This window comes from Oceanimonas marisflavi (assembly GCF_003049725.1).
Classification (GTDB): domain Bacteria; phylum Pseudomonadota; class Gammaproteobacteria; order Enterobacterales; family Aeromonadaceae; genus Oceanimonas; species Oceanimonas marisflavi.
Map to the genome: position 1 here is coordinate 60,883 of NZ_QAGM01000007.1, position 12,396 is coordinate 73,278.

General features: G+C 62.4%; 10 protein-coding genes. 1 reads left to right on the forward strand and 9 read right to left on the reverse strand.

Annotated features, from left to right (window positions below):
- Positions 1-3: 3 nt before the first annotated feature.
- From DA373_RS06335 to DA373_RS06365, 8 genes are all read right to left on the reverse strand, one after another.
- Positions 4-288, reverse strand: coding sequence for a DUF2218 domain-containing protein (locus DA373_RS06335; RefSeq protein ID WP_157953689.1), 285 nt, complete (start codon positions 286-288; stop codon positions 4-6).
- Between the two features lie 207 nt (positions 289-495).
- On the reverse strand, positions 496-2,457 hold the full coding sequence (locus tag DA373_RS06340; RefSeq protein ID WP_107851492.1) for a TonB-dependent receptor domain-containing protein: 1,962 nt from the start codon (positions 2,455-2,457) through the stop codon (positions 496-498).
- Positions 2,458-2,753: 296 nt separating this feature from the next.
- Positions 2,754-3,449, reverse strand: coding sequence for a response regulator transcription factor (locus tag DA373_RS06345; protein WP_107851493.1), 696 nt, complete (start codon positions 3,447-3,449; stop codon positions 2,754-2,756).
- Between the two features lie 9 nt (positions 3,450-3,458).
- The gene (locus DA373_RS06350; RefSeq protein ID WP_107851494.1) at positions 3,459-4,313 is read right to left on the reverse strand and encodes a sugar phosphate isomerase/epimerase family protein; all 855 of its coding nucleotides are present in this window, start codon (positions 4,311-4,313) and stop codon (positions 3,459-3,461) included.
- Complete coding sequence (locus DA373_RS06355) at positions 4,310-5,626, reverse strand: DUF6005 family protein (protein WP_107851495.1); 1,317 nt, start codon at positions 5,624-5,626, stop codon at positions 4,310-4,312. The genes DA373_RS06350 and DA373_RS06355 overlap by 4 nt, the downstream gene beginning before the upstream one ends.
- Complete coding sequence (locus DA373_RS16370) at positions 5,626-6,900, reverse strand: AMP-binding protein (protein ID WP_198650251.1); 1,275 nt, start codon at positions 6,898-6,900, stop codon at positions 5,626-5,628. Before DA373_RS16370 ends, DA373_RS06355 begins: the two co-directional genes overlap by 1 nt.
- Positions 6,901-6,905: 5 nt before the next feature.
- The gene (locus DA373_RS16375) at positions 6,906-8,618 is read right to left on the reverse strand and encodes an IucA/IucC family protein (RefSeq protein ID WP_198650252.1); all 1,713 of its coding nucleotides are present in this window, start codon (positions 8,616-8,618) and stop codon (positions 6,906-6,908) included.
- Positions 8,605-10,401: an IucA/IucC family protein gene (locus tag DA373_RS06365; protein WP_107851496.1), complete on the reverse strand. Its 1,797-nt coding sequence runs from the start codon at positions 10,399-10,401 to the stop codon at positions 8,605-8,607. Before DA373_RS06365 ends, DA373_RS16375 begins: the two co-directional genes overlap by 14 nt.
- Positions 10,402-10,540: 139 nt before the next feature.
- Between DA373_RS06365 and DA373_RS06370 the strand changes: the two genes are divergently transcribed.
- Complete coding sequence (locus DA373_RS06370) at positions 10,541-11,905, forward strand: MATE family efflux transporter (protein WP_107851497.1); 1,365 nt, start codon at positions 10,541-10,543, stop codon at positions 11,903-11,905.
- On the opposite strand, the gene DA373_RS06375 is transcribed toward DA373_RS06370, so the two are convergent.
- Entirely contained in the window at positions 11,888-12,337 is a 450-nt protein-coding gene (locus DA373_RS06375) for a hypothetical protein (protein ID WP_107851498.1), read from the reverse strand. The genes DA373_RS06370 and DA373_RS06375 overlap by 18 nt on opposite strands.
- Positions 12,338-12,396: the final 59 nt, after the last annotated feature.

Sequence of the window (12,396 nt, forward strand, 5' to 3'; positions counted from 1 at the left end):
CCTTCAATCTTGTGGCCAGTGCAGCACATGGTGCTCGCGGCGGGCAAAGCGATCAAAGTGGGACTTGATCACGTCTTTCAGCTCTTCCAGCTGAATCTCATCCTCGGCGCGGCAGTGAATATGCAGCGCCTCACTGTCCGCCGCCAGGGTGCAGCGGCCAATGTCGAACTCAATCTCGCCCTGATTGTCGGTCCAGCGGGCCTCGACCTTGTGATTGAAATGCTTGCACAGATGGCGCAGATATTTGCTGCCCTCAAGGGTGTTAATGACCGTGCTTGCTTCAAACATAAAAACCTCCGTAAACGGTAATACCAATCGGATTAAGCATTTGCTCATTCTGTACCTGAGCGGTAGGCGCCGCTTTAGCTGGCGCAAACCTGAAGACGGTGGTGTCTTCAAGGCCTGTTGCACAGGCCCTGCCGACTAAAGTGGCAGCTACAACAGGGCCTGAAACAGATCACTTGCTTAAGGAAATTGGTATAAAAGACAAGGGGATCAGAAGCGGTAGCTGGCGCTCACGCGAATATCGCGACCGGCTTCGGGCAGACCGGCTACGCCTTCATAGCCAGGAATATGTTCAAAGCTGGCAACACTGGCATGATCCCGGTACTGCTTGTCGAACAGGTTCTGTACGCTCAGGGTCAGGGTCAGGGTGTCCTGAGTCAACGGCAGCCACTCAACATAAACATCGTGTACCGCATAACCGGGCTTGGAAATATCACCAACGGCAGTTTCCTGATTATCTATGCCTTCCACAAAGCGGCCACTCCAACCCAGGTTGACCGCTTCATTGACTGCGTAGTCCAGGCTGGCCACCCAGGTATCACCAATGGAATTGCCCAGACCATTGTGCTCATAGCCGTTGAGGGCACGATCATTCAGGCGGGCGTCGTTGTGATGAAAGCTCAGGCCGGCGTGCAGGTCGCGCCATTGAGTACCGGCGCTCAGCAGGTAGCCTTCACTTTCCAGAATACCCACGTTTTCATAGTTCTTCGGTCCGAACAGGGGATCGGCGATCACGTCCTTGATACGAGTACGGTATACCTTGCCGGTAAAATAGAAGGGTCCCGGATGGTAGTCGAAGCCCGCCTCGGTATTGCTGGCCCGCTCCGGTTTCAGGCCGGGATCGTTGGCACCGAATAGCTTGAAGGAATCACGCACCTGAACACCGCGGAATGCTTCGGCATAGCCGGCAAAAAGGTTCAGAGCCGGAATTACCTCATAGTTCAGCCCCACATTGGGACTAAAACCGCTGTCCTTGAATTCCTGCTGATCGTTATCGGTCAGCTCATAGCTGTCGTAGCGCAGGCCGGCGCTCAGGGTCAGGGCATCGGTGACCCTGAGGTCGTCCTGAACATAAATACCCAGTACGCTGCCATCTTCCTCATTCTCACTGATGTTGCTGGCCGGGCCGGCATTGGAGGTATCCTTGCGATAGTCTACGCCATAGGTCAGTTCGTTACGGGTAAAGCGGCTGGTATTGCGCAGATCCAGGCCGATGCTTTGGGTTTCACCGATATAGGGCTCTGCCTCCTCAGCCACCGTCAGATCAGACTGGGTATGGTAGAGAGTGGTTTCAATATTCACCAGCTCATCGGCGGGGTTCCACTCATGATTCAGGGTAAGGGTCTGGCGCTCCAGCTCCATCGGGCGGAAATCATTCCAGCTACTCAAGGTCCACTGGGGGCGTTTGCTGGGAGTGCCTTCCTCGGTACGACTTTCATAGCTCAGGCGCAGTGTCTGATTGTCCGTAAGCTGTCCCACCACCTTGGCCAGGCCCACCTGCTGGCGACTGTCGGAGCCGGGAATATCATCACCATTACCGTCGTTCAGATTATCCTGGTCCTTGTGAATAAAGGACGCCATGGCACTCCAGTCGTCGGTGACCCGGCCATACAGGGTGGTGGAGGCTTTATAACCGTCGGCGTTACTGAAGTAACCGGCCTTAAGCAGGGCACCAAAGTCCTGGCCCGGGCGCAGCAGATCATCCGGATCCTTGGTTTCAAAACGCAGAGCGCCGCCCAGGGCGCCGGCGCCGGAGGTGGCCTTGCCGGCGCCGGCTTGTACTTCCACCCGCTTGAGCAGCTCGGGCTCAATGGAGATGCGGCCATTGTGGTGAAACAACTGTCCCCCCTGCACCGCGCCGTCGATGCTGACGTTCTGCTTGGTGTCTTCAATACCACGGGTATACAGCTTCTGGGCAAAACTTGCCGAGCCACCCACGGTTACATCGGGTTGCTGGCGGAACACGTCTTCCAGATCGTTGGCCTGGCGGCGATCCAGCTCTTCGGAATCGACCACGCTTACATTGCTGTCGATGCGCGACTCAGTCACCACCACCTGATCCAGCTCGGTATAGGAGTTGCTGCCGGCCAGGGCCGGGCCGGCGCCGATGGCGGCCAGCACGGCCACGGCCAGGGTGGAGGGTCGGGTAAGCGGAGAAACGGGTTTAGCCATTGAGAACAAATCCATTTAATGAGAACGATTTTTATTTGTGAATTTATTCTCGATATTCTCGGTGACCCGGTAAACCACTTTTACATTTGTTACATTCGGTAGCAGTTAACGGCCTGTTGCACAGGCCCTGCCGGCTAAAGCGGCAGCTACAACGCAAGCTCCTTATTTCACAAACAGCTCGGGCTGTAGGCGCCGCTTCAGCTGGCGCAAATCTGCAGACGACTGTGTCTTCAAGGCCTGTTACACAGGCCCTGCCGGCTAAAGCGGCAGCTACAACAGGGCCATTGGTATTACCCTCAGGTGAAGCCATATCCCCGGCCGTGCACCGTCTTCAGCCGCTCCGGCGCCAGCCCCGCCTGCACCAGCTTGCGCCGCACCCGGCTCAGGTGCATGTCCAGGCTGCGATCATCGGTGCTGAACGGCTTTTCCAGCACTTCACGATAAAGAAACGGCTTGTCCAGCACCCGCTCCCGGTGGGCCACCAGGGTCCACAACAGCCGGAACTGAATGGGCGTGAGCGCCACCGCCGCCTGCCCCACGCTCACCCGCATGTGCTGACGATCCAAGCAGAGGCTGTCTACCCGCAGTAGCCGGGCCGGCTGTGCCGGCCCCGGTGAGTAGCGTCGCAGCAGCGCCTGAATGCGCAGCAGGCATTCCTCAACATCGGCCGGCGCAGAGAGGGCGTCGTCGGCCCCCTGGCTCAGGGCGGCAATGCGCCCCGCCGCCGAGCCGCTCGCTTCAATCGCCAGCAGCGGGCGATCGCTCAGCTGACGGCACTGTTGCACCAGTGCCGGCCCCGCCTCCCCTGGTGGCAGGCACAACACCGCCAGTAACGGCAGCTGCCGCTCCAGCAGCGTCAGCGCCTCGGCGGCAGCGCAGCACAAAACGGTGTGCCCGGCCTGCTGCAGCTGCCGGCTCAGCGCCGCAGCAAACGCATTTTCTTCTGCCAGCACCAGAAGAACAGTGTCGGTAACCACCGGATTGAACGACATGCTCCCTCCTTATCCGGCGGCCAGCAGCTGCGGTGCCATGCCGGCCTCCCGGGCCAGTCCGGCAATGATCCGGCGATCCCGGCGCAGCACCTCAAAACTGTCGTGACCAAACCACTCCAGCGAGGCCGACACTTCCGGATCCTGCTCGTCCAGCAGGGCCGCCAGAAAATCCCGGTAGTCCAGCTCCCCTTCAAACAGCGGCACCATGCCCCGGCGCTCGCCGGCCGCCGCATACACATTGGCCGGGCTGAATACCGACAGCTGCTCACGACTGTGCACATTCTTGAGGTGAAAATACCCCACATAAGGGCGCAGCTGGCGCAGCAGGGTCAGCGGATCATCGCCGCCTTCCCACACATGCAGGGTGTCGAAATTGAGCTTAAAGGCCGGGTGGTTCACTTCATCGAGCAAACGCAGGGTAGACGCGCCACAGTCCGCCAGGGTGCCCGGGTGAGTTTCCACCAGCAGCTCCAGGCCGTGATCCGCGGCCATCATGCTCTGCTCCCGCAAACAGGCCGCAATGGCGGCGCGCTGCGGCGCTGTGGTGTCGTGGCTGCCGCAACGACCCGCAAAGGTGCGAATGCGCTTCGCTCCCCAGTGCCGGGCCAGCGCGCACAGGCTCAGGGTCTGTTGCCGCATTTCCCGGCGCGGCCCCTCGGTGGGCAGATAATCGCTGAGCATGGGCACCTCCAGGCCAAAGCCGGCCAGCCAGTCGCTATCGTAATGGGGCTGCCCCGCCAGGTTGCGGGCATGAGCACCCCACAGCTCAATGCCCTGAAACTGGTTGGCCTGGGCCCAGATGGCCAGCTCCGCCAGCGACACCAGCTGGTGCCGAAAGCTGATGGTACAGAGTGCAATCTTCATGCTGCGCCCTCCATCACGTCGGCGTCACCGGCCGCCAGGCCATGGTGAGTGCACCAGTCGGCAAACACCGCCGCCAGTCCGCCCTTGAGCCGGAACTCGGTATCGTCCAGGGTATCCAGCTGTTGAGTAATGGCCGGCACCAGCGCCAGATCGCCGCTTTGCCCCAGCTTCATCAGCTGGTAATGCAGCGTTTTAAAGCCCTGGATCAGGCTTTCTATCACTGTGCACCAGACCTCGAAATCGGCGTCGGCCAGCTTCAGCTCCCGCCAGAAAAAGGCAAAGGCGTGTTCATAGCCGTATTTGCGCACCGAGATCACCGGCAGCTCGCGCAGGGCATGGCTCAGATTGCCCAGCTGCACGCCGTCGGTGCCGTTCAGGTGGGCCTGCAGAATGCGCCGCACGCCCTCGGTCAGGGCGTTGCGCTCGGGCTGAAAGCAGGCGAGAAAGTAGTCCCGCACCCGCGCCGGTGGCGCCGGCCGGGCCGTGCTGCGGTCAAAGCGCCAGCCCCCGGCCACCGTGGGCTGATCCACCGCCTGCAATATGCGCGCCCTGGGCAGCTCGCCTTCCCAGCGGTAATCCGGATCCCGCATCATCCAGACTTCCGGGTCTTCGGTGGTTTCCAGCAACACATAGTGCGGAAAGGGGTTCTGGTTGAACTTGTTTTCCCGCTCCGGCAACTGGTAGAGATCGAGCATCACCATTACCGATCCGGTATCCGGCCGTTGCTCCACCAGCTCGCACAGGGTGGCGATATTCTCGGCCCGGGACGCGTCCGGCCGGTACCACTGCTGCAGCGGAATGCCGTACAGGCGTTCAAACCAGTGGCGGAAGAAATCATGATTAATGGAAGGAGCGTGATAGCTCAGCACCCAGCCCGGCTCAATGGCGAAGTCCGCATCCCACACCGAAAAATAATAGGGCCGGTGATCGATGCCCGCCTGCTTCAGCGCATCGCAGACACAGCTGACAAAACAGTGCACCTTGATATCGACATAATCCTCGCCGTGCACCCCTTCTCCCGCTTTATGCTCTGCGGTGGCCGGCAGCGGTGCCGGCTCAGGCTCACCGGCACTGCGCTCCAGAAAGGCGGCCAGGCCGGCCACCGTGCTGAAATCCTCCTGGCCCAGGGCCTGCTCGGGAATGGCAAAGCCCCAGTCCAGCTCCAGATGCAGCAACAGCTGCAGCATCTGTATCGAGTCCAGATACAGGTCTTCATTCAGCCGGGCACCGGGCCCGAACCCGCTCAGATGAGGATGAGCCAGGGTATCGCGCAGCACCCGGTGAATGGCGTTGATGATTTGCTCCTGTTGCATCAGGCCACCTCCCCGGCTATGAGGGTCAGCTCACCGGCGGCAAAGCGCGCCGCCACCTCCCGGCGGCTGATCTTGCCGTTGGCCTGACGCGCAATATCGTTTACCTGCACCATTTCCGCCGGGATCTGATAGGGCACCAGCCGGGCGCGGCACCAGTCCCGCAAGGCGTTCACCGCAACCGGGGCATCGGCGCTAAACAGCAGGCAGGCCCGCTCGCCGGAAAAGGGATCCGGCTTGCGCAGCACCACGGCGTCACGAATGCCGGCCATGGCCATCACCACGTCTTCCACCTCCTGGGGATAGAGGTTCAGCCCCGCCACATTGATGGTGTCATCACTTCGGGCCACAAACACCAGCATGCCGTCGGGACGCCGGTAGCCCAGATCCCGGGTGTGAATAACACCGTCTTCCCCCTCAAAGACCAGCTCGCCCGGCGCCTCGCCGGTGGGGGCATTGACCAGCGTCAGGTGCGGCAGCACAAAGCCGATATCGCTGGCGGAGGCCACCGCCGGGTTGATGGCAATGCAGCCGGCCTCGGAGCAACCGTATTGCTGAAACAGGTGCCCGGTTGCGGCCCTCAGGGTCTGAAACCAGGGGCCAGGCAGCACGGTGCCGGAGGTCATCACCCCATGCAGCCGCTCCCCGGCCGGCAGCAGCCGGCACAGGGTATTGAGCATGGCCGGTGAGGAATAGAGCAAATGCTGCGGTATGGCGCGCAGACGCCGAAGCAGGTATTTGGGGTTGAGATTGTCGATGATCACCGGCACCTGCCCCCGGCGCAGGGCCACCAGCAGACCGGCAATCAGGCCATAGGAGTGAGTGACCGGGCAGGCGATGACCGGCGTCATGGTCTCGGGCTCGCGAAAATGACTCACATAACTGCTCAGCTCCCGCTCTATGCTGGCCCAAGAGCGGGCAATGCACTTGGGCTCGCCGGTGGTGCCGGAGCTCATCTGCAGCAACTCGCCCCCCGGTGCCGCCGGGCGGCCCTGCTCCAGCGGTTCGGCATGCAGATCGTGATAAAACAGCCAGTGACAGCCGGCCCGCCGGGCCTGTCGCCGGGCCGCTTCCAGGGGCATGTCCGGGTGCAGCGGCAATACCGTGCTGCCGGCACTCTGCAGATAGAAAAACAGCGCCAGCCAGTCTGCGGTGGCCGGCAGGCACACCGCATAGCGATATTGCCGGCAGTCGGCCAGGGCCGGCAGGGCCGCAAACTCGCGGGCGGCGGCCTCAAAATGGGCCTGGTCATAAAATTGCTCGTTTACATACAACATCGGGTTCAGCTCTCTTGATGGGGTTCCGCACACAGGGGGTTGTCGATCAGGTGGTGATAGTCCACCCGGTTACCGGACAACTTGCGGGTCAACAGGGATTCGGTATAAAGCTGGCGGGCGTCGTGCCCGAGCCGGCGCTGGCGCGTCTGCAGCTGGTGCTCGCTGGCATAGGTTTCCAGCCGAAGCGCCAGCCGGGACCAGAACCGGTTTTCCGGCAGGCCGCAGTGGCTTTCAAGCAGGTTGGACACTTCGCTCAGGTTGAACACAAACAGAGTGTCCATCACCAGCTCGCGCAGCAGCTCCAGGGTTTCCATCCAGTAATACTGGTTGGGCGCGGCTTTGCGGTAGCAGGGATCCAGCGCCGGAAAGTCCGGCACCCGCTCCGGCTCGCGCAAAAAGGCGGGCACATATTCCACGCTCTCGTGAAAGTCGCGCAGCACCAGCCGCACCGGCCAGCCATTGCGGTGCACCAGCACCATGTTCTGGCCATGGGCTTCAAGCGCAATGCCGTGGGCCACCAGCAGGTGCCAGACCGGCAGCACCACCACCTCGAACAAGCGGTCGAGCCAGGGCTCCAGACCGTGCCGGTCCAGCCAGTCGGCAATAAAGGGCCGGCCGTCCTGCTCCAGCATCATCAGCGCATTAAAGGGCACCGCCTGCTCCCCCGGCTGCAGCAAGGGCGTCAGGCTTTGACGCCAGATGGCGGCAAGCTGGCCCTCATCATCGGCGATCATGCCGGCATACTCGGCCAGCAGCGCCAGCGGATAACGGGTGCTGAACAAGGGATCGGACGCCACCACCCCGGTCAGCCAGTGGGAAATGGCCGGAGCGCTGCACACCGAATGGGGTGCCAGGGTGCGCAGCGAAGAGCTGTTCACCATGTTCATCGCCAGCTTGATATTGGCCTTGTGGGGGTGGTCTGCATTCAGCAGGGTGCGCACCGACTGGCTGGCCTGATAGTGATCGCCGGCCGCGCCGAGAAAAAGATAACGCCCCTGCTCCAGCCCGTCGGCCAGCCGGGCGTGGCGCTGCTGCCACTGCCAGGGATGCAGGGGCAGCAGGCCGTATTGCTGCCAGCTGCCACCCAGGCCATGCAGCCGGGTAGACAGCAGATCCCAGGCCTCGCCGCCCAGCTCGCTCAGCCAGAAAGCGGTGTCTTCCGCCGGCAGCGACTGGCGCAGACCGGAGCGCTCCACCGCCAGCCACACCAGCTGAAAGCGGGCCGCCGCCTCGGGGCCGTATTGCCGGTGATCCGTCTCGCTGAATCCGGTGCGCGCCTTGAAACAGGGGTGGTAAGGGTGCCCCTCGTCGAGGGCGGCCTCCAGCCCGGCAAAATCCAGCCCCCGGCGCGAGCGTGGCATGGCCAGCTGCTGCCGGTTCCAGCGGCACAGCCGTACCGTTTGCGCCAGCTCCATGGCCAGCTGCTCACGCACCCGGGGCAAGGCCGGCAGCGCCGCAACCAAGGGCGGCAACCCGGCCGGCTGCCAGCCCTGGCCGTTATTCTGCTGCAGGCTGCCGGCGGTGATCCGCACCCGGCCAAAGGCACCAATACGGGCCCGGCAACGGTAATGAATGTTGCGCAACCGCCAGTGCAGATAGTCGCCGTCATCCGTGCTTCGCCACTCGGCCGCCAGCAATTTTTCAAACAGCAGGGCTTCCACCAGCTGCCGCAACACCCGCTCTTCCGGCCGGCTGAGGCACTCTTCAGGCAACGGCATCGGTCACCTCCTGCCGCTGGCGCTGCCGCCATTGCCACAACGGATTGACCAGCTCGGTATAAATGGCCTGCTCGTTGTCGGCTTCCAGTTCGTCCACGTCATACAGCCGGGTCAGCAGATTGCCCTTGGCCGGAATGGTGGATCTGTGCAGCAGGGAGCGGGCAAAGTCGCGGCCGGCGCCCTCAAGGGTGCTTGCCAGCCGCTCAAGACGGTGGTGCAGCATGGCCAGCAGCGCGGCCTCGCTGACCAGGCCGTCCTGCCCCATGCGGCTGATAATGGCGCAAACCTGATTAACGATCAGGTAATAGGCAAAGCGATCCTGGATCACCTCGTCCGGGTAATAGAGCGAGGCTATCTGCGCCGCCTCCGGGGCCAGCCGGTCGAGAGTGCCGCGATAGCGCTCAGACAGGTAATAGCCCTGATTGTCCCGGTAGTAGTAGGCGGCAGGATAGCCGCTGGCCACATCGAGCAGACTGTTCTGCTGGTGCGCCTCCAGGGCGATGCCCTGCTCATCGTACAGGCGGAGCAGCGGCTCGAGGGCGCAATCCAGATAGCGCTCAAACCAGTGGCGGGCCACCGCTTCAGGCTCTTTTCCGTCACGCCGGGCCACTTCCTTCAGCAGCGCCGCCAGCCGAGACGGCTCTCCCGGCAGGGGATCGGCGGTCAGCGCCGCTACGGTGCACACTCCCCGCTCTTCACCGCCGGTAAAGGGGTTGTCACGCAATATCACCTCAAACCCGCTTTCTTCCCGGCCGGGCAGATCCAGGGTGATGTAGGCGGGATCCTGGATCATGCGAAAGGCCGGATAACGGCGCAAAAAGCCGGTGCGCGACAGCAGGCGGTCCATCATGCCCCCCGCCTCCAGTTCGTGACGGCGGTTGCGGCGCAGCGAGTTGGTGATCCGTACCGGAATGGAAAACTTGACCATCCAGGGCAGATCCGGGTGATACAGGGTGCGGACCGACGAGGTAGCGGTAAACTCGGGGCCGGCCGGCCCCAGATAACACAGCCTGCCATCGGCAAGCAGGGCATTCACCGCCGGATCCAGCAGCAGGGCCTGAGCCTGCAGCGGGTGCATGGGCAGCAGCAGCTTGCCGTCCGTGCGCGCCAGCCTGTGAGCATCGTTACCGAGCAGTGCCGTCACCATGGCCGGGGCCTGTTCCGGCCGGGACGAGCCGTGCCGCACCAGGCCGGTCTCGGCGGCGAAATAATGCAGGGCAAAACGGCCGCCAAGCTCGGGGGCATAGGCGGTTTGCTGCCAGTCGGTCATGCCCTGGCGGCTCTTGGGCGTGGGATGCAGCCAGTGGCCGAACAGCACCGCCTGCTCGGCGGTAATAAAGGTGTTCATTTCCCGGTGCCGGCGCCGCGCTTCCACATAGGCGGTCATCAGCCGGTAGCTGTCGGTAAGGCGGTGCAGCAGCTCCAGCTCCCGCTCCCGCAGCTGCTCGGCATTGCCCCGGCAGAACACCCGGTAAATTTCATGCACCAGCATCAGCACGGCGGTGAACGGCTCCACCGGTTGCCAGCCATCGTTCAGGTGCCGGCACAACCAGAGCCGGCCAAACACATGGCAGCCGGTGAGCGAACGATAGTTCAGCTCGGCCCGCAGCACCGCCTGCTGACTGGTCAGGGGCAGCTCAATGGCCGGGGTGGTTGCCGGCTGGCCATTATTCGAGCCAACGACATGAATGCAGTCGATCCCCGGCTCGACTTCACGCAGATAACAGTTGAGAAAGGCTCTCAGGGTAGCCTGTTCGGCGATATACCGTGATGATGTGGTCATCCTTTAACCTTGCTGTCTAGGGTCGATTTCATGCTTTTGTTTGGCATGCGCAGGAAGTAAAGTATCAGTGATTGTTAATTTGCATGATAATCGTTTTCATTTCCATATCTGTTACACATGTTACATCAGGGAGTCATTCATGTCAGTTGTTGAGCGCGGCCACCCCATGGTGCAGACGCCGGTATTGCCGCTGTTTTTCCGTTTTGCCGGCCAGGCGCTGATCAGTCTGCTGGCCATTACCAGTGCCTCACTGGTGGATGGTCTTTTTGTGGGCAACCTGGTGGGGGCCGACGCCCTGGCGGCCGTTACCCTGCTGGTGCCCTATTTCACCCTGCTGTTTGCCCTTGCCCTTGTGCTGGCCATTGGCGGCTCGGTAAGGGCCGGGCACCATCTGGGGGCCGGCAATGCCGCTGCCGCCAGCCGGCTGTTCAGCGCCGCCCTGCTGACTATTGCCCTGCTGGCCATGCTGGCCGGCGTGGCCGCCACCCTGTGGCCGGATTTACTGTTCCATGCCCTGGGCGCGCCGGCACGGCTGCAACCGCTGATGGCGGAGTACCTCGGCATCATGAACATGGCCCTGGTGATTCAGCTGGTGACCATGGTGGCCTACTACTTTGTTCGCACCGACGGCCACCCCGAGCTGGCCACCCGTGCCCTGCTCGGTGGCGCCCTTTGCAATATGCTGCTGAACGCTCTGCTGGTGGGCGTGCTGGAGCTGGGACTGGCGGGCGCGGCCTGGGCCACCCTGCTGGCCCAGCTGATACAGATGCTGCTGCTGGCCCGCTATTTTCAAAAACCGGAGCGGGCGCTGCGTTTGCGCCTGAATGGCTACCCCTGGCGGGATATGGCCGCCGTGTGGAGCAATGGCCTGTCGGAAGGGATTAATGAAGTGTCGGTGGGCGTGGTGATCTGGCTGATTAACTGGCTGATGCTGAAGGCCGCAGGGCCCGACGGCGTGGCCGCCTTCAGCATTGTCAATTATCTGATCTTTACCGGGGTTATGATCTGCTACGGCATTGTGGACGGCGTGCACCCGCTGGTAAGCCACAACCAGGGGGCCGGCCGGCCGGACCGGGTGCGCCAGGTGGTGAAGACGGCGGCCCTGACCCTGGCGGCCCTGGCCGTGCTGATGAGCAGCCTGCTGCTGCTGGCCGGCTCGCACATTCCGGCGCTGTTTCTCGGCGCCGACGAACAGCACACCCAGGCCCTGGCCGGTGATTACCTGCGCATTATCTGGCCGTTGTTTTTGTTCAACGGTTTCAACATGCTGATTGCCGTGACCTTTACCGCCCTGCAGCGGCCCCTGCCTTCTGCCGTTATCGCCTTCAGCCGGGGGCTGATCCTGCCGGTGGGCCTGATGCTGGGGCTGGCAAGCCATGTTCCGGATATCTCTTTTCTGCTGGCGCTGCCTTTGGCCGAAGGCCTGACCCTAGTGCTTGCCCTGACGTTATTGATAAAAAGGCCGGAAGCGAAAAGGGAGCCGGAGTTACCTCAAATAAGGTAATGCCCCAGTGGCTGCCGGCTCACCAGAGCATCGGATTACCCCAGTGCTGTTCTGCCGGCAGCGGGTTTTGCCGCCCTTGTTATCACTCCAGGTGGTGACGCCCTGAGAGTTGGTGCGGCCACGAATAACCGTGCCCTTGTTGTCGCGCAGGGTAGTCACTCCCTGGGAGTTGGTGCGGCTGCGGGTAACCGTGCCCTTGTTATCGCGCCAGGTGGTTACCCCCTGGGAGTTGGTGCGGCCACGGGTGACAGTGCCCTTGTTATCTCGCCAGGTGGTGACCCCCTGAGAATTGGTTTTTCCGCGCCACACAGTGCCCTGGCCATCCCGGCAGACGGTGGTGCCGACAGAATTGGTACTGCACCGGGTAGCGGCCTCGGCGCCGACCACCAGCAGGGCCATCAGCATGCAGCCCAGCAAAATTTTTGCCCCCATGATCCCCCCCGGAAAAACGGACTGTGCATAGGGTAATTTTATCGCCTGCGGGGAGTGCC